General features: G+C 76.3%; 23 protein-coding genes and 1 riboswitch. Of the genes, 16 read left to right on the forward strand and 7 right to left on the reverse strand.

All coding sequences use genetic code 11. The features are described from left to right. Window positions 1–61: 61 nt before the first annotated feature. The gene (locus E4A51_RS10840; protein ID WP_134851737.1) at window positions 62–505 is read left to right on the forward strand and encodes a hypothetical protein; all 444 of its coding nucleotides are present in this window, start codon (window positions 62–64) and stop codon (window positions 503–505) included. A 190-nt stretch (window positions 506–695) separates the two neighbouring features. After that, complete coding sequence (locus tag E4A51_RS10845; RefSeq protein WP_070320513.1) at window positions 696–1247, forward strand: NUDIX hydrolase; 552 nt, start codon at window positions 696–698, stop codon at window positions 1245–1247. Between the two features lie 58 nt (window positions 1248–1305). On the opposite strand, the gene E4A51_RS10850 is transcribed toward E4A51_RS10845, so the two are convergent. Genes E4A51_RS10850 through E4A51_RS10860 form a run of 3 tightly spaced genes read right to left on the reverse strand, consistent with a single transcriptional unit; the run spans window position 1306 to window position 6298 of the window. Continuing rightward, window positions 1306–2889: a glycoside hydrolase family 43 protein gene (locus tag E4A51_RS10850; RefSeq protein ID WP_134851738.1), complete on the reverse strand. Its 1584-nt coding sequence runs from the start codon at window positions 2887–2889 to the stop codon at window positions 1306–1308. Further along, a complete protein-coding gene (locus tag E4A51_RS10855) occupies window positions 2886–5255 on the reverse strand; it encodes a beta-glucosidase (protein ID WP_233421204.1) in 2370 nt (789 codons plus the stop codon). The genes E4A51_RS10850 and E4A51_RS10855 overlap by 4 nt, the downstream gene beginning before the upstream one ends. Then, entirely contained in the window at window positions 5252–6298 is a 1047-nt protein-coding gene (locus E4A51_RS10860) for a LacI family DNA-binding transcriptional regulator (protein WP_134851739.1), read from the reverse strand. The genes E4A51_RS10855 and E4A51_RS10860 overlap by 4 nt, the downstream gene beginning before the upstream one ends. A gap of 190 nt (window positions 6299–6488) precedes the next feature. Between E4A51_RS10860 and E4A51_RS10865 the strand changes: the two genes are divergently transcribed. From E4A51_RS10865 to E4A51_RS10885, 5 genes are all read left to right on the forward strand, one after another. Next, window positions 6489–7478 (forward strand): sugar phosphate isomerase/epimerase, encoded by a 990-nt coding sequence (locus E4A51_RS10865; RefSeq protein ID WP_134851740.1) that lies wholly within the window; start codon window positions 6489–6491, stop codon window positions 7476–7478. Beyond that, window positions 7475–8365, forward strand: a complete 891-nt coding sequence (locus tag E4A51_RS10870) for an NAD(P)-dependent oxidoreductase (RefSeq protein ID WP_134851741.1) — start codon at window positions 7475–7477, stop codon at window positions 8363–8365. Before E4A51_RS10865 ends, E4A51_RS10870 begins: the two co-directional genes overlap by 4 nt. Continuing rightward, complete coding sequence (locus E4A51_RS10875; RefSeq protein WP_134851802.1) at window positions 8362–10323, forward strand: dihydroxyacetone kinase family protein; 1962 nt, start codon at window positions 8362–8364, stop codon at window positions 10321–10323. Before E4A51_RS10870 ends, E4A51_RS10875 begins: the two co-directional genes overlap by 4 nt. Continuing rightward, a complete protein-coding gene (locus E4A51_RS10880; protein ID WP_070320568.1) occupies window positions 10320–10814 on the forward strand; it encodes a ribose-5-phosphate isomerase in 495 nt (164 codons plus the stop codon). The genes E4A51_RS10875 and E4A51_RS10880 overlap by 4 nt, the downstream gene beginning before the upstream one ends. A 451-nt stretch (window positions 10815–11265) precedes the next feature. Further along, window positions 11266–11338, forward strand: a riboswitch (guanidine-III (ykkC-III) riboswitch). Between the two features lie 10 nt (window positions 11339–11348). After that, window positions 11349–11678 carry a multidrug efflux SMR transporter gene (locus E4A51_RS10885; protein ID WP_070320569.1) on the forward strand — a complete coding sequence of 110 codons (330 nt, stop codon included), beginning with the start codon at window positions 11349–11351 and terminating at the stop codon, window positions 11676–11678. 552 nt (window positions 11679–12230) lie between these two features. On the opposite strand, the gene E4A51_RS10890 is transcribed toward E4A51_RS10885, so the two are convergent. Then, entirely contained in the window at window positions 12231–14129 is a 1899-nt protein-coding gene (locus E4A51_RS10890; protein WP_134851742.1) for an ABC transporter ATP-binding protein, read from the reverse strand. 157 nt (window positions 14130–14286) lie between these two features. On the opposite strand from E4A51_RS10890, the gene E4A51_RS10895 reads away from it, so the two are divergent. The 4 genes from E4A51_RS10895 to E4A51_RS10910 all read left to right on the forward strand — a co-directional run bounded on the left by E4A51_RS10895 (window position 14287) and on the right by E4A51_RS10910 (window position 16799). Further along, window positions 14287–14871, forward strand: a complete 585-nt coding sequence (locus E4A51_RS10895) for a hypothetical protein (protein WP_070320571.1) — start codon at window positions 14287–14289, stop codon at window positions 14869–14871. 93 nt (window positions 14872–14964) lie between these two features. Beyond that, window positions 14965–15468, forward strand: a complete 504-nt coding sequence (locus E4A51_RS10900; RefSeq protein ID WP_082740266.1) for a MarR family winged helix-turn-helix transcriptional regulator — start codon at window positions 14965–14967, stop codon at window positions 15466–15468. 85 nt (window positions 15469–15553) lie between these two features. Then, entirely contained in the window at window positions 15554–16321 is a 768-nt protein-coding gene (locus E4A51_RS10905; protein ID WP_070320572.1) for an alpha/beta hydrolase family protein, read from the forward strand. A 52-nt stretch (window positions 16322–16373) separates the two neighbouring features. Continuing rightward, entirely contained in the window at window positions 16374–16799 is a 426-nt protein-coding gene (locus tag E4A51_RS10910; protein WP_070320579.1) for a VOC family protein, read from the forward strand. 11 nt (window positions 16800–16810) lie between these two features. Here E4A51_RS10910 and E4A51_RS10915 read toward each other — a convergent pair whose 3' ends face one another. The 3 genes from E4A51_RS10915 to E4A51_RS10925 form a co-directional block, all read right to left on the reverse strand. Next, on the reverse strand, window positions 16811–17686 hold the full coding sequence (locus tag E4A51_RS10915) for a metal-dependent hydrolase (RefSeq protein WP_070320573.1): 876 nt from the start codon (window positions 17684–17686) through the stop codon (window positions 16811–16813). Window positions 17687–17896: 210 nt separating this feature from the next. Further along, complete coding sequence (locus tag E4A51_RS10920; protein ID WP_134851743.1) at window positions 17897–18790, reverse strand: PaaX family transcriptional regulator; 894 nt, start codon at window positions 18788–18790, stop codon at window positions 17897–17899. Beyond that, complete coding sequence (locus E4A51_RS10925; protein WP_070320575.1) at window positions 18787–19374, reverse strand: GNAT family N-acetyltransferase; 588 nt, start codon at window positions 19372–19374, stop codon at window positions 18787–18789. Before E4A51_RS10925 ends, E4A51_RS10920 begins: the two co-directional genes overlap by 4 nt. Window positions 19375–19403: 29 nt before the next feature. Between E4A51_RS10925 and E4A51_RS10930 the strand changes: the two genes are divergently transcribed. The 5 genes from E4A51_RS10930 to E4A51_RS10950 all read left to right on the forward strand — a co-directional run bounded on the left by E4A51_RS10930 (window position 19404) and on the right by E4A51_RS10950 (window position 25888). Then, window positions 19404–20423 (forward strand): S9 family peptidase, encoded by a 1020-nt coding sequence (locus E4A51_RS10930; protein ID WP_134851744.1) that lies wholly within the window; start codon window positions 19404–19406, stop codon window positions 20421–20423. Window positions 20424–20542: 119 nt separating this feature from the next. Then, a complete protein-coding gene (locus E4A51_RS10935; RefSeq protein WP_134851745.1) occupies window positions 20543–21988 on the forward strand; it encodes an aminotransferase class V-fold PLP-dependent enzyme in 1446 nt (481 codons plus the stop codon). Continuing rightward, complete coding sequence (locus tag E4A51_RS10940; protein ID WP_134851746.1) at window positions 21985–23319, forward strand: lysine N(6)-hydroxylase/L-ornithine N(5)-oxygenase family protein; 1335 nt, start codon at window positions 21985–21987, stop codon at window positions 23317–23319. Before E4A51_RS10935 ends, E4A51_RS10940 begins: the two co-directional genes overlap by 4 nt. Further along, window positions 23316–24020 carry a GNAT family N-acetyltransferase gene (locus E4A51_RS10945; protein WP_134851747.1) on the forward strand — a complete coding sequence of 235 codons (705 nt, stop codon included), beginning with the start codon at window positions 23316–23318 and terminating at the stop codon, window positions 24018–24020. Before E4A51_RS10940 ends, E4A51_RS10945 begins: the two co-directional genes overlap by 4 nt. Next, window positions 24017–25888 carry an IucA/IucC family siderophore biosynthesis protein gene (locus E4A51_RS10950; RefSeq protein ID WP_134851748.1) on the forward strand — a complete coding sequence of 624 codons (1872 nt, stop codon included), beginning with the start codon at window positions 24017–24019 and terminating at the stop codon, window positions 25886–25888. Before E4A51_RS10945 ends, E4A51_RS10950 begins: the two co-directional genes overlap by 4 nt. Window positions 25889–25931 lie beyond the last annotated feature (43 nt).

Genomic DNA, 25931 nt, shown 5'->3' on the forward strand with positions numbered 1-25931 from the left:
GTCCCCGCCCGGGCGGCCGCCTGGGGGTGCCGTCGCCGCGCACCACGGGTAGACACGACGCATGGGTGTCCTCCTCCGCTCCGCCGCGCTGGGCCTCGCCACCGGCGGCCGCTCGTCCGTCGCGTTCGCCGTCCCGGTCGCCGCCGCCGCGCGCCGCGGTCATGACGTCCCCGCGCTGCGCGCGCTCGCGGCCCTCGCGGTCGTGGGCGAGGCTGTGACCGACAAGCTGCCGGGCGTGCCGAGCCGGCTGGTGGCCCCGCAGCTCGCGGGCCGGGTCGTGGCAGGCGCCGCGGGTGCGGGTGCGCTCGCGGTCGTCGACGGGCGTCGCGTCCCCGCGGTGCTGGTCGCGGCCGTCGTCGGCGCGGCCGGGGCGTTCGCGGGGTCGGTGGTCGGCGCGTCGTGGCGGCAGTGGGCCGACGACGACGGCCGGCTGGGCTCGGACACGCGGGCCGCGCTCGTCGAGGACGCGGTGGTGCTCGCGACGGCGGGGGCGCTGAGCCGCTGACGGGTCCGGCGCCGCCTGCCGGCTGACGCCGGCGCACCGACCGTCCCGCGCGACGCCGAGCGTCGGCGCACCGACCGTCCCCCACGTCGTCGAGCGCCGGCGCACGACGGTCCGACGGGGCGCGCCGTGGTCGGGTGGGCACCGCGCACCGGCACCCCGGCGGGGACACGGCCAGGTCTAGGTTCGACGCATGACCTGGCGGACCCTGTCCTCGCGCGTCGCGTACCGGAACCCGTGGATCACGGTCCGCGAGGACCAGGTGCTCGCGCCGGACGGGTCGCCGGCGGTGTACGGCGTGGTCGAGCTGCGGGACTCGGTGTTCGTCGTCGCGCTGACCGACGACGACGAGGTCGTGCTCGTCACGACCGACCGCTACACGACCGGCCCCGGATCGGTCGAGGTCCCCGCGGGCGGCGGCGAGGGTCAGGACCCCCTCGACGCCGCACGCCGCGAGCTCGCCGAGGAGGCCGGGCTGACGGCGCGCGAGTGGACCCACCTCGGGACGACCGAGGCGCTCAACGGCGTCGCGCGTGCGGTCGAGCACGTGTACCTCGCGCGAGGCCTCACGCCCGTCGCCGACGGGGACGCGACCGCGCACGAGCAGGCCGCCGAGGGCATCAGCGCCGTGCGGACCGTGCCGTTCGCCGACGCGCTCGCGATGGTCCGCACGGGCGAGGTCCGCGACGGCGAGACGATCACCGCGCTCGCGCTCGCGGCCCTGCACCTGGGCCGGCTGCGCTGACGACGACGGGCCCGCCCCGGGTGAGGGCGGGCCCGTCGCGGCTCGTCGTCGCTGAGGGTCAGTCGAGCGGCTCGTACGTCGCGTGCACGACGTCGGCGACGGCCGTGGTCGCGTGGCCGTCGCTGGTCGCGTAGACGCCCAGGTGGACGCCCGTGAACCCGCCAGCGGTCTGCGTGCTGAGCGCGCGCCCGTCGACCGTGCCGACCGTGGTCCACGCGCCGTCGGGCTCGCGCGCCTCCGCGGTGTACGTCAGCCGGTCTGCGGTCACGCGCAGGTCGACCGGGCCGTCGCCGGGCAACGGCAGCGTGCCGACGGTGGTCCGCTCGTCGCCCTGCGTGAGCACCAGCTCGACGACGCGCGCGTCGCCGCCGTCGCGCAGCGCGAGGACCGCGTGGTGCGTGTCCTTCTGACGGACGGCGAGGCCCGCGCGCTCGTGCGCCGCCAGGCCGGGCGCCTCGACCGTGGTCGTGAACCGCGCGCGGTGGTGCTGCTGGCGCAGCCCGAGGAACGCGGGCGTCGTCGGCTCGTCGAGCGTCGCCGGGCGCAGCGCGAGGCGCAGCGCACCCGGGCGGGACGTCGTGTCGGCCGGGTCGTCGCCCGTGCGCAGCCGGTTCCAGCGCGGTGACAGCCCACCGGTCGTCGGGTCGGCGAACGTCTCGGTGAACGGCTCGTCCGCGGCGGGGCGCACGACCTCGCCGTCGGGCACGGCGGGGTGCTCGACCAGCGGGGTCACCTGCCCGACGCCCGGCGCGAGCACGGGCCAGCCGTCCTCCCAGCGCGCGGGCACGACGAACGTCTCGCGGCCCAGCAGGTGGTGCCCGTCGACCGGTCGGGTGCCGAGCGCGAACGCCCACCACGCGCCGTCCGGACCCTCGACGAGCTCGGCGTGCCCGACGCTCGACACCGGGTGGTCGCGGCCCAGGTGCCGGTGCGTGAGCACCGGGTTCGCGCGGTTGCCCGCGTACGGGCCGGTGACGTGGTCGGCGCGCGCGACGGTCACGGCGTGGTGCACGTCGGTGCCGCCCTCGGCGATGACGAGCAGGTACCGCCCGTCGACCTTGTACAGGTGCGGGCCCTCGGCCCACACCGCGGCGTGCAGCGCGCCGTGCCACAGCACGTGCTCGGGGCCGACCAGCTGCCGCGTGCGCACGTCGAACCGGCGCAGCCAGATGTCCGTGGTCTGCGGGTCCTCGGGGTGCGGGTCGTGCGTGGGCCGCGCGCCGAGGTACCAGGCGGACCCGTCGTCGTCGAAGAACAGCGACGGGTCGATGCCCTCGGCGTCCTCGAGCCACGTGACGTCGCTCCACGGGCCCGCGGGGTGCTCGGCGCTCATGACGAAGTTGCCCGCGCCCCGGTGCCCGTCGACGAGCGTGCACGTCATCCAGAACGTCCCGTCGTGGTGCCGCAGCGTCGGCGCGTACAGGCCGCCCGACGGCCGGACGCCTTCCATGTCGAGCTGCGAGCGCCGGTCGATCGCGTGGCCGACGTGCTCCCAGCGCGCGAGGTCCGTGCTGTGGTGCACCGGCAGGCCCGGGAAGTACTCGAACGTCGAGGTCACGAGCCAGTAGTCGTCGCCGACGCGGCACACGGTCGGGTCCGGGTGGAAGCCCGGCAGGACGGGGTTGCTGACGGCGCCGCTCATGCCAGGGCCGCCACGGTCGTCGTGGGGCGCAGCGCACGGTCGCGGCCGGGGTGGCGGCGCGGGCCCGTGAGCTCGACGCCCCCGGTCAGGACGTCGCCCTCGCTCGAGCCGCCGACCTGCACGCCGATCGCGCCGGGGTCGACGACGCGTCGCAGGTCGACGCCCGTGTAGGACGTCAGGTCGGCGGGGACGGTGAAGGTCACGCGGCGGGACTCCCTCGGTGCGAGCGGGACACGGACGTACCCCGCGAGCTGCTTGACCGGGCGCGCGACGTCGGCGACCGGGTCGGACAGGTAGAGCTGGACGACCTCGGTGCCGGGGCGCTCGCCCGTGCACGTGAGCGTCACGGACACGTCGAACGCGCCGTCGGTGGGCGCGGTGGGCGTGACCTCGAGGTCGGAGTACGTGAACGTCGTGTACGACAGGCCGTGCCCGAACGGGAACGCGGGCGTCGGGTCGAGGTTGCTGATGCGGTCCAGGCGGCGCGTCAGCGCGGGGCCGAGGTAGGTCTGCGGGCCGCTGCCCGGGTCGCGCGGCACCTGCACGGGCAGCTTGCCGCTGGGCGTCACGCGGCCTGACAGCACGCCCGCGACCGCCCCGGCGCCCTCCTCGCCCGGCATGAACGCCTGCACGACCGCCGCCGCGCGGTCGGCGTACGCGCCGAGCGCGTAGGGGCGCCCCGAGACGACGACGAGCACGACGGGCGTGCCCGTGGCGAGCACGGCCTCGACGAGCTCGTGCTGCACGCCCGGCAGCCGCAGGTCGGGCGCGTCGCAGCCCTCGCCCGACGTGCCGCGCCCGAACATGCCGGCCCGGTCGCCGACGGTCAGCACGCACACGTCCGCGTCGGCCGCGGCGCGCACGGCCGCGTCGAACCCCGACCGGTCGTCGCCGACCACGGCGCAGCCGGGCTCGTGCACGACGTCGTCGCCCGCGAGCTCGGTGCGCAGCGCGTCGAGCAGCGACGGCACCTCGACGCCCAGGCCCAGCTCGGGGTGCCGCGGCAGCACGTGGATGGGGTACGAGTAGCAGCCGAGCAGCACGCCCGGGTCGGCGGCCGACGGGCCGACGACGGCGACGCGCCGCGGCGCACGGTCGGCGGTGGTGCGCAGCGGCAGGACGCCGTCGGGGTTGGCCAGCAGCACGACCGACTCCTCGGCCAGGCGCCGGGCCAGGTCGCGGTTGGCGGGGCTGTCGAGGTCGATCGGCGCGTCGTCGGGGGCGCCGCCGGGCGGCGTGCCGTCGGGCGCGGGTGCGTCGAGCAGGCCCAGCTCGGCCTTCTGCCGCAGCACGCGCCGCACCGCGCGGTCCACGAGGTGCTCGTCGAGCCGGCCGTCGCGCACGAGCGGTGCGAGCTCGCCGAAGCACATCGTGTTGGGCAGCTCGACGTCGAGGCCCGCGCGCAGCGAGCGCGCGCCCGCGTCGGCGGCGTCGGCCGCGACCCCGTGCGCGGTGACGAGGAACGCGACCGCCCAGTAGTCCGAGACGACCGTGCCCTCGAACCCCCACGCACCGCGCAGCAGGTCGGTGAGCAGCGAGCGCGACGCCGCGACGGGTTCGCCGTCGAGGTCGGTGTACGAGTTCATGACCGACCGCGCGCCGCCCTCGCGCACCGCCATCTCGAACGGCGGCAGCAGCACGTCGGCGAGCTCGCGCGGGCCGATCGACACGGGCGCGTGGTTGCGTCCGGCGCGCGACGCCGAGTACCCGACGAAGTGCTTGAGCGTCGCGACGACGCCCTGCTCCTCGAGCCCGCGGACGTACGCGGTCGCGATGGTGCCGACGGTGTACGGGTCCTCGCCGACGGTCTCCTCGACGCGACCCCAGCGGTGGTCGCGCACGACGTCGAGCACCGGGCCGAGGCCCTGGTGCACGCCCAGGCGTCGCAGGTCCCGGCCGATGGCCGTGCCGACCTCGTGCACGAGGTCCGGGTCGAACGACGCGCCCCACGCGAGCGGCGCCGGGTACACGGTCGCGCCGTACGACGTGACGCCCGTGAGGCACTCCTCGTGCGCGATCGCCGGCAGCCCCAGACGGTGGTGCCCGGCGAGCTCGCGCTGCGTCCGCGCGAGCTTGTCCCGCCCCTCGTCGGCGGGGACGGGCTCGGTGCCCAGCACACGCGTGAGGTGCCCCAGCCCGTGCCGCGCGGCGGTCGGGAAGTCGGGCCGGCGCGCACCGAACGTGTCCTGCATCGGCGCGACGACCTCACCCGCGCCGCGCCGGTCGAACCAGTACGAGCCGAGCTGCGCGAGGCGCTCCTCGAGGCTCATCGACGCCAGCAGCAGCTCGACGCGGTCGGCGACCGGCAGGCGCGGGTCCTGCCAGGGGCGCTCCGTGCGGGGGGACGTGGTGGCGGTGGTGCTCACCGGGCTCCTTCCGGTCCGGCCGACGGCTGCGGCGGCGGTGCGGTCGAGTCGCGGACCACGAGCGACGTGGCCAGCTCGATGTGGTGCGAGTCGGGCAGGCGGCCCTCGTCCATGCCGAGGACCGTGCGCAGCGCGACGCGCCCGATGTCCTGCAGCGGCTGGTGCACGCAGGTCAGCGGCGGGTTGGTCCACGCCGCGACGTACGTGTCGTCGTACCCGACGACCGACAGGTCGCGCGGCACGACGAGCCCGAGACGGCGCGCGGCCTCGAGCACCCCGAGCGCCTGCGCGTCGCTGCACGCGAGGACCGCGGTGGGCGGGTCGGGCAGGCGCAGGATCGCGTCGGCGGCGTCGCGCGCGGCGTCGTGGTCGAACGCGACGTGCCGCACGAGCGCGGGGTCGGGCGTGACGCCCGCGCGCTGGCACGCCGAGCGGAACCCGTCGACGCGGGCGACCGCGCCGATCGACGCCTCGGGGCCGCCGATCACGGCGATGCGTCGGTGGCCGAGCGCGAGCAGGTGCTCGGTCGCGGTGCGGCCGCCGGTCCAGTTGGTCGACCCGACGGAGACGAGCTCGGGCGTCGTGAGGTGCAGCGGGTCGATGACGACGACGGGCAGCCGGGCGCGCGCGATCGCGTCGTACGTGGTGTCGGTGACCTGCGCGGTCACGACGATCGCCCCCGTGCGGCGGGCCGCGACGAGGCGGCGGGTCCAGCTCGACGGCGGCTCGTCGCCGCCGCGACGCACGCGCGAGACGGTGACGTCGACGTCGGCCTCCTCGGCCGCGAGCGTGACGCCGCGCAGCACCTCCATGGCGTACGGGCTGCCCAGCTTGTCGACGAGGAACTCGACCGTGCGGCGGCCGTCGCCGCGGCGCGCGCCGGGGGCGCGGTACCCGAGCTCGGCGGCGGCGGCCTCGACGCGCTCGCGGGTCGCGGCGGCGACGTCGGTGTGCCGGTTGATGACCTTGGAGGCCGTCGCGATGGACACGCCGGCGCGCTCGGCGACCGACGTGAGCGTGGGCCGTCCTGCGGGTCGTGGCATCGGTGCCTCCTGGGTCGTCGGGCCGACGCTAGCGGGATCGCGTCGAAAACATCAAGTAGTTCAGAAGGGCTTTCAGGAGGTGGTCGGCCGTTCGCCACCAGCCGTTGACAGCGTCGACGCCGAAAACTAGCGTCCCCATTGCAGCATTGTGCACGAAAAGTTTTCGATGACGAGAACCGGAGGCTCGACGATGAGTTCGACCGCACGCCCTCGGGGCGCGGACGGCACCACCCGCCCCACGAGCGAGCGGTGGCCGATCGCCGCCGCGATGCTCAACTTCCCCGGGTCGCAGGACGCGCCCGCGGACACGTGGGTCGACCACCTCGCCGAGGTCGCCTACGAGGGCTTCACCGAGGTCGACCTCACCGACTCCTGGGTGCAGCCGGGCGACCTGACGCCCGCCCGGATCGAGGAGCTGCGCGGCGCGCTCGCGGCCACCGGCCTCGACCCCGTCGCGCTGTCCGCGATCCGCCGGTCCGTCATCGACCCCGTCACGGGCGACGACAACCTCGCCTACTCGCACCGCACGATCGACGCCGCCGCGGCCCTCGGTGTCAAGGTCGTGAGCGTCGGCCTGCACCGCCCGCTGCTGCCGCAGCAGCGCCAGGCGTTCTGGTTCTGGACCGAGGAGGGCCCGCACGACGACACCGACGCCGACACGTGGGCGCGCGCCGTGCAGCGCCTGCGCGAGCTCGGGACGCACGCGCGCGAGGTCGGCCTCGAGCTGTCGCTCGAGATGTACGAGGACACGCTGCTCGGCACCGCCGAGTCCGCCGTGCGGCTCGTGCACGACATCGACCACGAGGCCGTCGGCCTCAACCCCGACCTCGGCAACCTCATCCGCCTGCACCGGCCCATCGAGGACTTCCAGGCCGCCGTCGCCGCGTGCCTGCCCGTGTCGAACTACTGGCACGTCAAGAGCTACTTCCGCGACGAGGACCGCCACACCGGCACGGTCGTCGCGCTGCCCGCGCCCATGGAGATGGGCTCGGTGAGCTACCGCACCGCGATGCGCACCGCGATCGACGCCGGGTTCACCGGTCCGCTGTGCGTCGAGCACTACGGCGGCGACGGCCTGTCCGTCGCGGCGCGCAACATGCGCTACCTGCGGCGCATGCTCGCGGTCGCCACGGGCGAGGCCCGCGAGCAGGTCCTGCGCACGGCGGGGGCGGGCCGATGAGCGCGCGCGTCGCCGTCCTCGGGCTCGGCGCCATGGGGCTGCCCATGGCCACGACGCTCGCGCGGACCTTCACCACCGTCGGGTACGACGTGGCCCCGGAGCGCGTGACGCTCGCCGTCGAGGCCGGCGCTACCGCCGCCGCGAGCGTCGCCGAGGCCTGCGCGGGCACCGACGTCGTCGTCGTCGGCGTGCGCGACGGCGCGCAGCTCGACGCGCTCGTCCTGGGTGAGGGCGGGGTCGCCGACTCGCTGGCCGCCGGGGCCGTGGTCGTCATCACGTCGACCGTGGGCGAGGCCGCCGTGCGGTCCGTCGCCGACGCGCTCGCGGCCCGTGGCATCCACACCGTCGACGCACCCGTCTCGGGCGGCCCCGTGCGGGCGGGTCAGGGCGACCTGCTCATCATGGTCGGCGCCGACGACGCCGCGCTCGCCGCGGCGCAGGGCGTGCTCGACGCGCTCGCGTCGTCGCTCACGGTCGTCGGCGGCATCGGCGCCGGACAGCAGCTCAAGACCGTCAACCAGCTGCTGTGCGGCATCCACACCGCCGCCGCGTCCGAGGCGCTCGCGCTCGCGCACCGCCTGGGCCTCGACCTCGACGCGTGCATCGAGGTGCTGTCGCAGGGCGCCGCCGCGTCGTTCATGCTCGCCGACCGCGGGCCCCGCATCGCGGCCCAGCTGCGCGGCGAGGAGCCGCCGCTGCGCTCGCGGCTCGACGTCATCGGCAAGGACATGGGCATCGTCGGCGACCTGACGCGCAGCCTCAAGGTCGCGACGCCCGTCGCCGCGGCCGCCGAGCAGCTGTACCGCACGGTCGCCGCCGCGGGCCTCGAGGCCGCCGACGACTCGGTCGTCGCGACGCTCCTCGCCCGCCGGGAGGGGACGTGGTGAGCCCGCTCGCCGACGACCCGGCCCGGTTCGTCGAGGACGCCCTCGAGGGGTTCGTCGACCTGTACCGCGACCAGGTGCGGCTCGTGCCCGGCGGCGTCGTGCGCGCCGTGCCGGCGCCGCGCTCGCAGGTCGCGGTCGTGGTCGGCGGCGGGTCCGGGCACTACCCGGCGTTCTGCGGGGTCGTCGGGCCGGGGCTCGCGCACGGCGCCGTGGTCGGCAACGTGTTCACGTCGCCGTCGACGGCCGACGCGGTGTCGGTCGGGGCCGCGGCCGCGGGCGACGCGGGCGTGCTCATGATCACCGGCAACTACGCGGGCGACGTCATGAACTTCACGCTCGCGCGCGACGAGCTGCGGCGCCGCGGCGTCGACGCGCACTTCCTCGTCGTCACCGACGACGTCGCGAGCGCCCCGGCCGACGAGGTCGACAGGCGCCGCGGCATCGCGGGCGACCTCGTGGTCTTCAAGGCCGCCGGTGCGGCCGCCGCCGAGGGCGCGAACCTCGACGCGGTCGTCGCGGCCGCCGAGCACGCCAACGCGCGGACCCGCACGCTCGGCGTCGCGTTCGACGGGTGCACGCTGCCCGGAGCGGACGCGCCGCTGTTCACCGTGCCCGACGGCGTGTTCGGGCTCGGCGTCGGCATCCACGGCGAGCCGGGCATCGGCGAGGTGCCCGCGTGCACCGCGTCCGAGCTGGCCGCACTGCTCGTCGACCGCCTGCTCGAGGAGCGCCCCGACGGCGCCGGGCCGCGGGTCGCGGTGATGCTCAACGGCCTGGGGCGCACCAAGTACGAGGAGCTGTTCGTACTGTGGCGCGCCGTGCGGGCCCGGCTCGACGCCGCCGGGCTGGAGGTCGTGCAGCCCGACGTCGGCGAGCTCGTGACCAGCCTCGACATGGCCGGCTGCTCGCTCACGCTCGTGTGGCTCGACGAGGACCTCGAGCGGTGGTGGACCGCACCCGCGCAGACGCCCGCGTACCGCAAGGGTGCGCCGCCGGCCGCGGGTGGCGTGGCCGGCGGGTCTGACGCGGGCTCGGGCGCGGCCGGTGCCGGCGCGACCGCCGGGTCCGACGTGGGCGCCGGGGCCGGTGCGACCGGTGCGTGGGGCGCGGACGGCGGACCCGGCACGCCCCGTGCGGGGGAGAACCGGCGGGACGCGGCGGTCGACGACGCGTGGCCGACGGCGCCCGTCGCCGTCGTCGAGGCCGGGCCGCGGGTCGTCGACGACGCGGACGCCGCCGAGGCCGCCGCCGTCGTCGACGCGCTGCGCCGCGTCGCGGACGTGCTCGCCGACCTGGAGACGCGCCTCGGCCGGCTCGACGCGGTCGCCGGGGACGGCGACCACGGGCGCGGCATGCTGCGCGGCTCACGCGCCGCCGCCGACGCCGCGGCCGCCGCGGCGCAGGACGGTCACGGCGCCGTCGCGTGCCTGCAGGACGCCGGGCACGCGTGGGCCGACCGCGCGGGCGGCACGTCGGGCGTGCTGTGGGGCGCTGGCCTCGCGGCCGCGGCCGACGCGCTCGCCACCCGGCCCGTGGGCGACCCGACGGCGCGCGTCGCCGCGGCCGTGCGGGCGGGCGTCGACGCGGTCGCGAGCCTCGGCAAGGCGCGCCCGGGCGACAAGACGATGCTCGACTCGGGCGAGCCGCTCGCGGCCGCGTTCGAGGCCGCGGCGGCGGCGGGCGACGCGCTCGACGCCGCGTGGACCGGTGCGCTCGCCGCCGGACGGACCGCCGCGGCGGCGACCGCCGACCTGCGCCCGCAGGTCGGGCGCGCGCGGCCGCTGGCCGAGCGCAGCGTCGGCACGCCCGACCCGGGCGCCGTGTCGCTCGTCGCGGTGCTCGCCGCTGCCGCGGGGCGCGACCCGCAGGAGGGGGTCGTGGCCGACGTGCTGCCGGCGACCCCGGTGCTCGACGACGGGGCCGGAGGTACCGGTACGGACGAGGGGGAGCAGCGATGAGCGTCGCGAGGATCGTGGTCGGTGCCGACGAGGCGGGCCTGGCGTACAAGGACGTCCTGGCGGACCTGCTGCGCGCGGACCCGCGCGTCGAGGTCGTCGAGGACGTCGGCGTGCACGCGGACGACGACGGCACGGCCTACCCGCACGTGGCCGTGGCCGCCGCGCGGCGCGTCGCCGAGGGTGCCGCGGACCGCGCGCTGCTGGTGTGCGGCACGGGCCTGGGCATGGCGATCGCGGCCAACAAGGTCGCGGGCGTGCGGGCGGTGACGGCGCACGACGCCTTCTCCGTCGAGCGGTCCGTGCTGTCGAACGACGCGCAGGTGCTGTGCCTCGGGCAGCGCGTCATCGGCGTCGAGCTCGCCAAGATGCTGGTGCGGCAGTGGCTCGACCTCGAGTTCGACCCGACGAGCCGGTCGGCCGCCAAGGTCGACGCGATCCGCGGGTACGAGACCGGCGGGACCGACGGCGGGGAGGCCGCCGGCTCCTGCTGACCCGCCCGGGTCCCGGTGGTCCGCCGCCGCCGGGCCCGGGCGCGGGGGCGCCCGCACGTGCGGGGCGTCGCTCGCGACCACCGAGCCCGGCACTCGCCCACCGAGCGCGGTGTTCGCCCACCGAGCGCGGTGTTCGCCCACCGAGCGCGGGCCTCACCTGCCGAGTGCGGTACTCGTGAGGCGAGTGCGGTACGTACGAGTGCCGCGCTCGGCGGCGTTCTACCGCGCTCGGCGTTGCGGCTCGGGGGCACCTTCCGACGGTCGGGTGCGACTCTCGACCACCAGCCGCACCCCGGCGCGGTCCTTGATCGCCGAGTGCGGTACTCGTGAGGCGAGTGCGGTACGTACGAGTGCCGCGCTCGGCCGAGTTCTACCGCGCTGGGCGGCGGGGACCCGGTGGTGAGGTGGCCCACCACGGCGGCACACCCGTGCCGGTGCGTGCGAGCATGGCGACGGGCCTGCCACGGGTGGCGGGCCCCCGGACGAGCGGCGCCGTACCCGGAGAGCGACAAGACGGCAGCCACGGGAGCACCCATGTCCGCCACGTCCCTCGCCTGGCTCGTCCTCGTCGTGTCCGGCGTCCTGGAGGCCGTCTGGGCCTCGGCGCTCGGCCGCGCGGAGGGGTTCACGCGCCTCGGCCCGTCGGTGCTGTTCTTCGTCGCGCTGGCCGCGTCGATGGCCGGTCTGGCGTTCGCGATGCGCACGCTGCCGACCGGCACGTCCTACGCGGTCTGGGTCGGCATCGGCGCGACCCTCACCGTCACGTGGGCGATGCTCACGGGCGCCGAGCCGGCGAGCCTGGTCAAGGTGCTGCTGATCCTCGGGATCGTCGGCTGCGTGATCGGCCTCAAGCTCACCCACTGACACCCATCGGCGTCACCGGCGACCACGTGATCGGTGGTGTCGGCGAGGTAGGGAGTGCGACTGATGACGGGGTCGCCCGGTGCCGGTCCCTGAGACGGTCATCCGTCGCGCTGGCGCGGCCGGGCCCGCGACCGATCACGGTCTCGTCGGGCTCGATCCCTGAGCACGTCATTCGTCGTGGTGGGGCCGTCCGGCCGCGACCGACCTCGGTGGGGTCGAGCGTCGACCGTGAGCCGACCCCGTGAGCCGATCCCGTCGTCGGTCGCTCCCGCGGCGGGCGACCCCGTCGTCGATCGCTCCCGCGGCGGGTGCCCCCGTCATCGGTCGCTCCCGCGGCGGGCGACCCCGTCGTCGATCGCTCCCGCGGCGGGCGACCCCGTCATCGGTCGCTCCCGCAGCAGTCGCCCCCGTCATCGGTCGCTCGGTGGGCGCTCGGGCCGCGACGGATGACGGGGTCGGCGACCGGGCGGGCAGCGGCCACGAGCGGCCACGAGCAGCACCGGGCACGTGAGCGCGCGCGGGCACGCGCCGGGCACGTGCCCGCGTCGCGCGTCAGGCGGCGGTGGTCGCCGCGGGTGCGAACTGGGTGCGGTACAGGTCGGCGTAGAGGCCGTCGCGGGCGAGCAGCTCGGTGTGCGTGCCGTGCTCGACGACGCGTCCGGCGTCGAGGACGACGATGAGGTCGGCCTGCCGGACGGTCGACAGGCGGTGCGCGATGACGAGCGACGTCCGCCCGACGAGCGCCTGGTCGAGCGCGGCCTGCACGGCGGCCTCGGACTCGGAGTCGAGGTGCGCGGTGGCCTCGTCGAGCACGACGACGTCGGGGGCCTTGAGCAGGAGCCGCGCGATCGCGAGCCGCTGCCGCTCGCCGCCGGACAGCCGGTAGCCGCGGTCGCCGACGACCGTCTCGAGGCCGTCGGGCAGGGACGCGACGAGGTCCCACACGTGGGCGCCGCGCAGCGCGTTCTCGAGGTCGTCGTCGGTGGCGTCGGGGCGTGCGAAGCGCAGGTTGCCCGCGATGGTGTCGTGGAAGAGGTGCGCCTCCTGGCTGACGACGCCCACGGTGTCGCGCAGCGACGCGGCGGTGACGTCGCGCAGGTCCTGCCCGGCGATGCGCACGGCGCCGCGCGTGGGGTCGTACATGCGCGTGACGAGCTGCGAGACGGTCGTCTTGCCGGCGCCGGACGGGCCGACGAGCGCGACCATCGACCCGGCGGGCACGTGGAACGTGACGTCGTGCAGCGTGTCGCCCGTGAGGTCGGGGCGCAGGGCGGCGACGGACTCGAGGGAGGCCAGCGAGACCTCGTCGGCCGACGGGTAGCGGAAGCCCACGTGGTCGAGCTCGAGGTCGGCGCCGCGGGCCGCGACGGCCGCGCGGAGGTCGGAGGCGTCGGGCTTCTCGGCGACCGTCGGCTCGAGGTCGAGGACCTCGAGGACGCGCTCGAACGACACGAGCGCGGTCATGACGTCGACCTGGACGTTCGACATCGCGGTGAGCGGCCCGTAGAGCCGCCCGAGGTAGGCGGCGAGCGCGACGACGGTGCCGACGGTGAGCTGCCCGCGGATCGCGAGGACGCCGCCGAGCCCGTAGACGACGGCGGTCGCGACGGCCGCGACGGTGGTGAGCCCGACGCGGAACCACGTCGAGTACAGGGCGCGCCTGACGCCGATGTCGCGCACGCGCGCGGTCTGCTCGGCGTACGCGGCGGACTCGCGCGCGGGGTCGCCGAAGACCTTGACGAGGTGCGCGCCGGCGACGTTGAAGCGTTCGGTCATGGTCTGCGACGCGTCGGCGTTGAGCTCGTAGGACTCGCGCGTGATCGCGGCGATGCGGCGCCCGAACCAGCGGGCGGGCAGCACGAACACGGGCAGCAGGACGAGCGAGAGCAGCGTGAGCTGCCACGACATCGACAGCATCGCGGCGAGCACGAAGACGACGGTGAGCGAGTTGCTGACGACGTTGGACAGCGTGGACGTGAACGCCTGCTGGGCGCCGAGCACGTCGCCGTTGAGGCGCTGCACGAGCGCGCCGGTGCGGGCGCGGCTGAAGAATGCGAGCGGCATGCGCTGCACGTGGTCGAACACGGCGGTGCGCAGGTCGTGGATGAGGCCCTCGCCGATGCGTGCGGACACCCACCGCTCGCCGACGCCGAGCGCGGCGGACACCACGGCCAGCAGCGCGACGGCGGCGGCGATCCCGACGACGACGCGGGTGTCGCCCGCGGTGATGCCGTCGTCGATGAGGCGCTGGAACAGCCAGGGGGTGAGGGCGCCGGCGGCGGCGCCGAGCGCGATGAGGACGAGGAACGCCGCGAGCTGGGCGCGGTAGGGGCGGCCGAAAGCGAGGATGCGGCGCAGCGTGCCGGGGGCGAGGCGCTGCCGGGCGACGCCGCGGTCGCGGCTGAAGCCGCGCAGTCCGGGCGGGCCGGGGACGGGTCCGGGGTGGGTCACGGGACCTCCTGGGGGTGGAGGGGGCGGGGGCGAGCCCGCAAGATGCTGAGGTTACCTCACCATCAAGCGCGGAGGCCTCCCGACTATTCCGACGGCCCGCCGACGTCACCCGCGAAACCGCCGCGGCCGCGGCCCGTGGCGCGCTACGTTCACGCGCGTGATCCTCAGCCCCCGCGGTGACGCGGCCACCATGCCCACGCCCGCGCTCCACCTGCCGGGGAGCGGCCCGCGCGCCGGTGCCGCGCTCAACCTCGTCGTCGCGGTGCTCGCGCTGGTCGGCGGTGTCGTGGGGCTCGTCGTCGAGGCGTTCTCCGGGTTCACGGGCGTCGGCGAACGCCGCGGGACGACGTTCCCGATGTGGGTCGTCTACGCGGCCATGGTCGCCCTCGGTGCCGCCGCTCTGGTGGTCCGCGCGCGACGTGCCCCCTGGTACCGGGGCTGGTCGATGCTCGAGGTGCTCGACGGGCCCGACGGGATCGTCCTGTTCGCGGGCCGGCTCGGCGCGCGGCACGAGGGCCTGGCCGTCCGGCGCGGCGAGACCGTCGAGATCGCCGCGGAGCACCAGCTCCGCACGAGCTACCGCTACACGGTCACGGCGCCGTCGGGCTCGATGACGTTCACGGCCGACGGCTTCGTGCACAAGCTCACGATGCAGCCGCTCGAGGAGCTCGCCGGGCGCCACGGCATCACGGTCCGCACGACCGGCGAGGCCGCGCGCATCGTGCGGACCGTCCCGGCCTGACCGGCCCCGGGCCGGTCGGCACCGCCCAGGCGGACGCCGTCCGGGGCCGCCCTCCCTCGCGAGGTGCCCGGGGCGCCCCGGTAGCCTCGCCCCGTGCGACCCCACGAGCACCCGGACGCGGGCGGGCGCACCGACCGCGGCCGTCCCGCCTGCGACGGCGACCGCGACCCCGCGCGCCCGGTGCAGCCGTCCGAGGAGCTGCTCGACCTGCTGCACGACGTGCTGCGCAACGCGCGCCGCGACGCGTCCGAGCGCCTGGGTGACGCGATCACGCCCGGCCAGCTGCGCCTGCTGCGCACGCTCGACCGCCTGGGGCGCCCGCGCCGCCTGGGCGAGCTCGCCGAGGCCCTCGACGTCGCACCCCGGTCGGTGACGTCGAAGGTGGACCAGGCGGCGGCCGACGGCTGGGTGCGCCGCGTGCCCGACCCCGACGACCGGCGCGCGACGCTCGTCGAGCTGACCGACGCGGGGCGCGAGCGTCTCGACGCGGTCGCGAGCAGCCGCGAGGCCGGGGTCCGTGCGCGCCTGGACGCGCTCGACGACGACGAGCAGCAGACCCTGCTGCGCCTGCTGCGTCGGGTCGCCGGGCGGGGCTGACGCGACGACCGCGGCGCGCAGCCACCACGGCCGTGGTTCGGCGTAGGTTGGCGAGGACCCTGTCCCACCCGACCGGAGGCCCGCGATGGCGCTGCTCACCTGTCACTTCTTCTCCGAGGCCCTGCAGGAGAGCACGGCGATGACCGTGCTGCTGCCCGAGTCGGCGCACGGCCAGATCGGCATGGCCGGCTCGGACCGCAGCGGTCCGCCGCCCGTGCTGTACCTGCTGCACGGGCTGTCGGACGACGAGACGATCTGGACCCGGCGCACGTCGATCGAGCGGTACGTCGCCGAGCGCGGCATCGCCGTGGTCATGCCGCGCGCGGGCCGCTCGTTCTACGCCGACGAGGTGCACGGGCAGGCGTTCTGGACGTTCCTGTCGCGTGAGCTGCCCGCGGCCGTGCAGCACTTCTTCCGGGTGTCGGACCGGCGGGAGGACACGTTCGTCGCGGGCCTGTCGATGGGCGGGTACGGCGCGCTGAAGTGGGCGCTGCGCGAGCCGCACCGGTTCGCCGCGGCCGCGAGCCTGTCGGGTGCGCTGTCGGTCACCGACGCGACGCAGCGCGGCATGCTCCTGGCGATGGTCCCGCAGGTGTGGGGCGACCAGGACCCCGAGGGCACCGACGACGACCTGCTGACGCTGCTCGACCGCGCCGACCCCGCGACGCTGCCCGCGCTGTACACGGTGTGCGGTGCGCAGGACCCGCTGGTCGCCGGCCAGGAGGCGTTCGTCGCGCGGGCCCGCGAGCGCGGCGTCCCGGTCGACGCGCACGTGCACCCGGGCGAGCACGAGTGGGGGTTCTGGGACCGGCACGTGCAGGACGTGCTGGAGTGGCTGCCGATCAGGGGCTGACGAGGCGGGTCCCGCGCTGCGCTGGCTGCGCGTGCGTGCGACGCTCGGCCGCATGGCCGACGACGCCCGGACCCCGCCCGTGCTCCGCGCCACGTCCGTGACGATCGGCGTGCCGGACGTGCGCGCGGCCGCCGCGTTCTGGTCGCGGCTGCTGGGTCACCGTGTGACGGCCGACGAGCCGCCGGCCCCGCACGACCCGCCGGGTGCCGGGTGGGCCCAGGTGGCACCGCCGCCGGGTGCGTCGGGGCTCACGATCAACCTCGAGCACGAGGTGCGGTACCGCGTGCCGGTGTGGCCCGCGCGGGACGGTGAGCAGGTCGCGACGCAGCACCTGGACCTGCACGTCCCCGACGGCGACCTCGACGCGGCGGTCGCGTGGGCGCTCGCGTGCGGCGCCCGCCTGGCCGACCACCAGCCGCAGGCCGACGTGCGGGTGCTGCTCGCGCCGGACGGACACCCGTTCTGCCTGTTCGTCTGAACCCGCGCGGGTCAGCCCGTGACCGGTTGCTGCAGCACGACGGCGCCGACGGCGGCCGTCGTGCCGAGGGCGGTGGTCGCGGCCTCGACGACGCGTGCGAGCACGGCGTCGGCGTCGTACCCGAGCGACGTCAGCGTGCCGGCTGCGAGCGCGACGACCACGCCGTAGGTCGCGTACGCGGTGAGCGGCACCGCGACGAGGCGCTCGCGCCGCGACCCGGTGGTGCCCAGCAGGGGGACCGCGAAGTTGCCGCCGCGGGTCCACACGTCGCGCAGCCCGGGCGTGCGCGTCCACCACCGCGGCGGGCGTGGCTCCCACGGCCAGAGCAGCGGCACGCCACCACCGGTGAGCATGTCGCCCAGCACGTGCACGGCGGCGCCGGTCCCGACGGCGACGGGCAGCCAGTCCCACCCCGTCGGCGCGACGACCGTGACGAACCCCGCGAGGGCGACGGCCAGGGCCCACGCCTGCAGCCGCCCGCGGCCCAGGCCGAGCGCGCGCGCCGCGAACGCGACGAGCAGCAGCGACGTCGCCCCGGCGCCCACGGCGAGGTCGCCCAGCGCGGAGGTCGTCGCCGTGACCTTCCCGGCCGCCCACGCGATGCCGACGAGCGCGGCGACCCCCAGCACCGAGTGCGTGCCGTTGCGGTGCCCGCCCGAGACGGCGCCCACCGCGTCGCAGACCCACTGCGACACGGGCGGCAGCGAGTGGGCGATGGTCGCGTCGTGGTGGTCGGCGTCGGGGGCGAGCGCGGCGCCGGCGCACACCAGCGCGCCGGCGACGACCCCGAGCGGGCCGACGGGGTACCAGCCGAGCGTCAGGGGTGCGGTCGACGCGACGGCGACCCACGCGGCCGCCCCGCACAACGCGTGGTGCGCGCCCTTCACCGGACGCCGCCCGGGACGTCCCGGCCCTCGACGAGCGCTGCGACCTGCGGGGACGGGGTGGTGCGGGGCAACGGGACCTCCGGACGGGTGACGCGGGCGGCGCCCACCTCACCCGTCCGGGCGACGTGCGTCAAATGACCGGTGCGTCCCGCACGGCGCGTCGTCGGCGGGGCACCCGGCGGTGCGCCGAGCGACCGGGTGGCCGTGGGCTCAGTCGAGCCAGCCGCGGTACACCGCGTCGCCGCCGGGCAGAGCCCGCAGCGCGTCCCAGCGCGCGCGCCACGCGCGGCGCGCGGCGGCGGGCGGCCAGGGCTCGGGGCGCAGGCCGGGCGGCAGCAGCGGGTCGTCGCGCATCGCGCGTTCGAGCGCGTCGGCCAGCCGGAGCTGACGGATGGCCACCGGCACGGGTCCGGCGGCGTCCCCTTCGGTCGTCGTGCCCGTGCGGGCGGCGCCGCGCCCTCCGGCACCGCCACACGGGCCACCGCCCGCCGCGCCGCCGCCCGCACCGTCGCCCGCCGCGCCGTCGGCCGCGAGCGCGGATGTCACCGCGTCGTACGCCGCGACCACCGGTCCGGCGGGCCACAGGGTCTCGGCCAGCACGAGCGGGTCGTCGACGCCGCGGACGTCGAGCGTCGTGGCGACGGCGGTGGCCGTGGTGGAGCGGGCCTGCGCCGGCAGCACGTCGGTCAGGTCGTGCGGGCTGACGTAGAGGCTGGTCGCGACGGCGGCGGCGCCGGACGCGAGCAGCTCGCGGCGCAGCGCGTCGCGCACGGCCCGCTCGCGCTCGGGCACCGTCAGGGCGACGAGGTGCCAGCGGCCGTCCCACGGGGCGTCGCCCGCGTCCTGCGCGAACGCCAGCGAGAGCGCGATCCGGTCGCGTGCCAGGCGACGCCGCCCGGCGTCTGTGAGCGCGACGGTCCCGGCGCGTCCGCGGCCCGCCTGCACGACGTCCCCCGCGGCGACCGCGCGGCGGATCGCGAGCCGCACGGGTTGGTCGTCGAGGCCGGCGAGGTTCGCGGTGTCGTAGACGAGTGCGAGCGGCACCGCCCCGTCGGGGGGCAGCAGCGCCTCGAGCGCGGTGCGGGGTGCGACGGCCGGGGTCATGGCGTGGTCCTCCGCTCCAGGGTCGTGACGCGGTCGACACCGTAGACGGGGCCGAGCGGGCCGAGCGAGTCGTGCCCCACCGGGCGGAAGCCGACCCGGTCGTACAGGGCGCGGGCGCGCGTGTTGGCGTCGACGACCGTGAGCCGCACCGCATCGAGCCCGTGCGCCCGGGCGTGGGAGCCGGCCGCGTCGAGCAAGGCGGTGCCGATCCCGTGCCCGCGCAGCCCGGCGTCGACGCAGATGCCGTCGAGCACGAGCGCCCCGGGTCGCTCGTCGCGGCGCAGCGGCAGCAGCACGAGGACGGCGCGCAGCGCGGCGAGCGGGCCGACGTGCCGGCGCAGGCCCGCCCACGTGACGTCGGCCATGCCGTGCCCGCCCCGGTGGTAGCCGCACACGCCGCTGACGCGGCCGTCGGTGCGGGCGACAAGCGCGCGGTCGGGGCGCAGGGTCGTGGCGACGACGGCGCGCCCGGTCGCGTCGTCGCGGAAGGCGGGGCGGAGCTTGCGTCGGAACGCGTGCCAGTAGAGGTCGGCGACGAGGTCGCGCTCGTCGTCGGTGAAGCCGGGGGACACGGTGGTCGTCATGACCTCAACGTATCGCTTACGATACGACCGTGCGAAAGACGATAGTTCGAGTCCTCGTGGTCCTGACCGTGCTGGCGGTCGGCCTCGGCGTCGTGACCGTCGCAGGCAACGACTTCCGCTTCACGCGACGTGAGGTCACCTTCGGCGGGCCGCAGGGATCCCTCGTGGGCGTCCTGACCGAACCCCGCGGCGGCGACGCACGCGGCCTGGTCGTCATGGTCCACGGCGACGGCCCCGTCGAGGCGACCCAGGGCGGTCTGTACTCCCCGTGGTTCGAGGCCGCGGCCGACGCCGGGTTCGCGACCCTCTCGTGGAGCAAGCCCGGGGTCGGCCGCTCCGCGGGCGACTGGCTCGACCAGTCGATGGCCGACCGCGCGGCCGAGGTCGACGCCGCGCTCGACTGGGCGCACGCGCAGGACGACGTCCCGACCGGCACGGTCGTGCTGTGGGCCGCGAGCCAGGGCGGCTGGGTGTTCCCGCGCGTGGTCGCCGACCGCGACGACGTCGCCGGCGTGGTCGCCGTCGGGACGGCCGTGGACTGGCTGCGGCAGGGCCGGTTCCACCTGCTCGCCGGGCTCGACGACCAGGGCGCCGACGACGACGAGCGGGCGCGGGCCGTCGCCGAGAGCGACCGCGTCCGGGACCTGCTGGAGCGTGGTGCGTCGTACGACGAGTACGCCACCACCACCCCCGAGGCCGACCGCATGACCCGCGACCGCTGGGGCTTCGTGCTGCGCAACGTGCACGCCGACGCGACCGAGGGCCTGCGCGCGATGGCCCCGCGCGGCGTCCCCGTGCACCTCATGGCCGGCGAGCACGACCGCAACGTCGACATCGCCGAGACCGAGCGCGTCTACCGCGACCTGCTGGGCGACCACGTGACGGTGTCGACCTTCGACGCCGTGCACTCCCTCGCGCGCCCGGTGGTCGAGGACGTCGACGTGGTCGGTGCCGTCACCGCCGTGGTGCGGCCGCGTGCGCTGCTCGCGCCCGGCGTTCTCGACGACTACCGCAGCGCGCTCGCGTCGATGGGTCGACGCGGGTGGTGATGGTCGGGCGTGGACGTGGGCTTGGTCGGTTCGCCCGGATCGCGTACGTTAGGTGCGCCTAAGTGAGGTAAGCCTAACTTCTGGACGTCCGTCCGGCGTCCACCGCAGGGGGAGACCACGTGACCGAGCTGCTCCACGCCGCCACCGCCGACGACTACGTCGCGACCATGAGGGCCACCGTCGACGCGGTCGCGCACCGCTTCCGCACCACCACCCGACCGTTCTCCGGCGCGAGCCTCGAGCACCTCCAGGAGCTCGTCGACGCGGTCGACCTCGACGGCCCCGGCCAGGGCACCGCCGCGGCCGTGCGCGAGGTCGACGAGCTCGTCGTCCGGCACGCCGTCTGGTACCACGACCCCGCGTACCTCGCGCACCTCAACTGCCCGGTCGCGCTGCCCGCGGTCGCGGCCGAGGCCGTGCTGGCCGCGGTCAACACGAGCGTCGACACCTACGACCAGTCGGGGATCGGCACGCTCGTCGAGCGCAGGCTCGTCGCGTGGACCGCGGGACGGCTCGGGTTCCCCGCCGGCGGCGGGGTGTTCACCTCGGGCGGCACGCAGTCCAACCTGCAGGGCGTGCTGCTCGCCCGGGAGCACGCGCGCGCGGACGTCCCGGGCCTGCGGGCCGAGGACCTCGTCGTCCTCGCGACGGCGTCGAGCCACTTCTCGGTCCAGACCGCTGCGCGCCTCGTCGGCCTCGCGCCCGACGCCGTACGCCTGGTCCCCACCGACGAGGACGGGCGCATGCGCGCCGACGCCCTGGCCATCGCGCTGCGGCACGTCGAGCGCGACGGACGTCACGCGATGGCGGTCGTCGCGACGGCCGGGACCACCGACCGCGGGTGCGTCGACCCCCTCGCGGCGATCGCCGACGTGTGCGACGCGCACGACGTCTGGCTGCACGTCGACGCGGCCTACGGGTGCGGCCTGCTCGTCAGCCCGACGCGCCGCCACCTGCTCGACGGCGTCGAGCGCGCGCGCTCGGTGACCGTCGACTTCCACAAGGCGTTCTTCCAGCCGGTGTCGTCGTCGGCGTTCGTCGTGCGGCACGCGGCCGACCTGCGGCTGCTCGCGCACCACCACGACTACCTCAACCCCGAGGACGCCGACGAGCCGAACCAGGTCGACGTGTCGCTGCAGACCACGCGCCGCTTCGACGCGCTCAAGCTCTGGACGACCCTGCGCGCGCTCGGCCCCGACCGGCTCGGCGAGCTGTGGGACGCGACGATCGACCTCGCCGTCGGCGTGCACGCGCTGCTCGCGGACGACCCCGACCTGCGGCTGCTCGCGCGCACCGACCTGTCGACCGTCCTGTTCCGGTACCAGCCCGACGGTCTCGACGACGCGCGCGCCGACGCGATGGTCGCGCCCGTGCGCCGGGCCCTGCTCGCGTCGGGACGCGCGGTCGTCGCCCGCACCGTGCTCGACGGCCGCCCGTGCCTCAAGCTCACGCTGCTCGACCCGACGACCGCGCTCGCGGACGTCCGGCACGTGCTCGAGCTCGTGCGGCGGACCGCCGCCGACACGCTCGCCGACGCCCAGCCGCTGGCGGAGGTGACGCCGTGACGCCGCGCGTGCACGACGTCGTCGGCGTCGGGATCGGCCCGTTCAACCTGGGCCTGGCGGCGCTCGCGGCCCCGCTGGACCTCGACACCGTCTTCCTCGACCGGGCGCCGGAGTTCCGCTGGCACCCCGGGATGATGCTCGAGGGCGCGACCATCCAGGTCCCGTTCCTCGCGGACCTCGTGACGATGGCCGACCCCACCAGCCCGTACTCGTTCCTCGCGTGGCTCAAGGCGACCGGTCGCCTCTACGCGTTCTACATCCGCGAGAGCTTCTACCCGCTGCGCAGCGAGTACGACGCGTACTGCCGGTGGGTCGCGCAGCAGCTCCCGTCGCTGCGCTGGGGTCGCACGGTCACGGCGGTCGAGGTCGACCCGCTCGACGACGACCTGTACGTCGTGCACGCGCGCACGGCCGACGGCGTCGAGTCGTACCGCACGCGGCACGTCGTGCTCGGCGTCGGCACGCGGCCCGTCGTGCCGCCCGCGCTGCGGGGGCTGGCCGGCCCGGTCGTCCACAGCGCCGACTACCTGCCGCACCGCGACGCCCTGCGCCGCGCGCCGTCCGTCACGGTGGTCGGCTCGGGGCAGTCGGCCGCGGAGATCTACCGCGACCTGCTCGAGGGTCTCGACGTCGACCGCGGCCGGCTGGACTGGGTGACGCGCTCGCCGCGGTTCTTCCCGATGGAGTACACCAAGCTCACGCTCGAGATGACGTCGCCCGAGTACACCGACCACTTCCACGCGCTGCCCATGGAGCTGCGGGACCGGCTCGCGCGCGAGCAGCGCCACCTCTACAAGGGCATCAGCGCGGACCTCGTCGACGACGTCTACGACACCCTGTACCGCCGCAGCGCGACCGGTCCGGTGCCGACGACGCTGCTGACCGACACCGAGGTGACGGGCGCCGTCTGGGACGCCGCCGCGCAGGAGTACACGCTGCGGCTGCGCCACGCGCAGACGGGCGCCGAGCACGAGCGCACCACCGCCGCGCTCGTCCTGGCCACGGGGTACGCGGCACCGGCGCCCGACGTGCTGCTCGGCATCGACGACCGTCTCGACCGGGACGCCCGCGGACGTCTGGCCGTCGCGCGCGACTACTCGGTCGACGGCGGGCGCGGGCGCGTGTTCGTGCAGAACGGCGAGGAGCACACGCACGGCCTCACCGCCCCCGACCTGGGGTTCGGTGCGTGGCGGTCCTCGACGATCCTCGCCGCGGTCTGCGGGCGGGAGGTCTACCCGCGCGAACGGCGCATCGCGTTCCAGGACTTCGGGGTGCCGGACGGTGCGCACCCGTCGCCCGCGGGCACGGTCGACGCGGGGGTGCCCGCGTGACCGGTGGACGTGGCACGGCGCCCGCGACGCCAGGGGACGTCGAGCCGTGGCGGTCGCTGGGTCCCGTGCGGCTCGCGCGCGTCGTGCCCGAGCGCGACGCGCCCCTGCTGCACGCGTGGCTCACGCACCCCGCGTCGTGGGCCTGGCAGATGGGCCACCTGGGCGTCGGCGAGGTGCTGGCGTACGAGCGCGGGATCGAGCGGTCGCCGCACGAGCAGGCGTGGCTCGGCCGCGTCGCCGGCAGCGCCACGTTCGTCGTCGAGACGTACGACCCCGCGCACGTGCTGCTCACCGACGTGCACGACGCGCGCCCTGGCGACGTCGGCATGCACCTGCTCGTCGCACCGCCGACCGGCCCGCGCGTCAGCGGCCTGACCGACGCCGTCATGGCCGCGACGCTGCGTTTCTGCTTCGGGGCGCTGCGTGCCGCGCGGGTCGTCGTCGAGCCCGACGTCCGCAACACCGCGATCGCCGTCAAGAACGCCGCCGCGGGCTTCCGCGTGCTGCGCGAGGTCGACCTGCCCGGCAAGCGCGCCGCGCTGTCGGTCTGCACGCGCGCCGACTTCGCCGCGAGCCGCCTGGGGGCGGACCCGCTGCCGGTCACCCGGCGCGGACCGAGGACCACCGCACCCGCCGTCACCACGACGCCCGCCGTCACCACCGCACCCGCCGTCACCACCGCGACCGAGGACCACCGATGACCGCTGCCGCCCCCGCCCCCGTCGTCCGCCGGCCACTGCCCGGCGCCGGCCCGTGCCCCGCGCCGCGCGACGTGCCGCCCGGCCCGCACCCCGCCGACCACCTGACGCCGGAGCACCTCGCCGCCGCGCAGCGCCACCTGGTCACCAAGGCGCTCGCGGAGTTCGCCCACGAGCGGCTGCTGGCGCCGTCGCGGGACCGCGCCGCCGGTCCGGACCGGTACGTCGTCGCGCTCGACGCACCCACGGGCCCGGTCGCCTACCGGTTCCGGGCGCGCCGCCTCGCGCTCGAGCACTGGGCCGTCGACGCGGCGAGCGTGGTGCGCGAGCGCGACGGGGTGCCCGCGGACCTCGACGTCCTCGAGCTCGTGCTCGAGCTCCAGCCGCTGCTGCGCATCCCCGACGCGATGCTCGCGCTCTACCTCGAGGAGCTGTCGGCGACGCTCGCGGCGGCCGCCTACAGGCGGCACCGGCCGGGGCCGCCGGTCGCCGCGCTGCTGCACGCCGACCTCGCGACCGTCGAGGCCGCGATGACCGAGGGGCACCCGGGGTTCGTGGCCAACAGCGGTCGCATCGGGTACGGCGTGGGCGAGCACGACGCGTACGCGCCCGAGGCCGCGCGCGACGTGCGCGTCGTCTGGTTGGCCGCGCGCCGCGACCGCACGCACCTCGCGCTCGGCGCCGGCCTGGACGAGGACGCGCTGTACGCGCGCGAGCTGGGCGCCGACGCGCTCGCGGGGTTCGCGGCGCACCTGCGCGGGCTCGGCCTGGACCCGGCGCGCTACCGCTACCTGCCCGTGCACCCGTGGCAGTGGGAGCACAAGGTCGCGGTGACCTTCGCGCCGGACGTCGCGCGACGCGACCTCGTGCTGCTCGGCGAGTCCGCCGACCTGTACCGGCCGCAGCAGTCCATCCGGACGTTCCTCAACGTGTCGCGCCCCGAGCGGGACTACGTGAAGACCGCCGTCGCGATCCAGAACATGGGGTTCCTGCGCGGGCTCAGCCCCGCGTACATGCGCGTCACGCCCGCGATCAACGACTGGGTCGCCGACCTCGTGCACGGCGACCCCGAGCTCGTCGCGTGCGGCGTGCGGGTGCTGCGCGAGCACGCGTCGATCGGCTACACGGGCGACGTCTACCACCGCACGCCGCAGCCCAGCGCGCACCGCAAGATGCTCGCGGCGCTGTGGCGGGAGTCGCCCGTGCCGCTGCTGCGCGACGGGCAGCGCGCCGCGACGATGGCCGCGCTGCTGCACCGCGACGCCCACGGCGACGCGTACGCGACCGCCGCCGTCCGGGCGTCGGGACTCGACCCCGTCGACTGGCTCGCCGCCTACCTGCGGGTGTACCTGCGTCCGCTCGTGCACTGCGTCCGCGCGCACGCGCTGGCGTTCATGCCGCACGGCGAGAACGTCATCCTCGTGCTCGAGGGGCACGTGCCCGTGGGGGCGTTCCTCAAGGACATCGGGGAGGAGGTCGCGGTCATGGACGAGCGCCCGCTGCCGCCCGACGTGGAGCGCGCGCGTGCCCTGGTCGACCCGTCCGAGCGCGCCGACGCGATCCTCGTCGACGTGCTCGACGGCGTGCTGCGGCACCTCGCGGCCGTGCTCGTCACCGACGGCGTGCTGACCGAGGAGGACTTCTGGGGAGCCGTCGCGCGCTGCCTCGACGCGCACGCGGCCGACCACCCCGACCTGCCGGCCGACGTCGACGTGCGGGTCGCGCGGTTCCGGCACTCGTGCCTCAACCGCCTCCAGCTGCGCGACCCGCTGCAGATGGTCGACCTGGCGGACCAGGCCTCGTCGTTCGTCTACGCGGGCACGCTCGCGAACCCCGTGGCGCGCGACGGCGCGCTCGTGGCGGCCGGCTGACGCGGTGGGCGAGGGCCGGGCGACGCGCGGGCCGTGCCCCGAC

It is taken from the genome of Cellulomonas sp. HD19AZ1 (assembly GCF_004535805.1).
Lineage (GTDB): Bacteria > Actinomycetota > Actinomycetes > Actinomycetales > Cellulomonadaceae > Cellulomonas > Cellulomonas iranensis.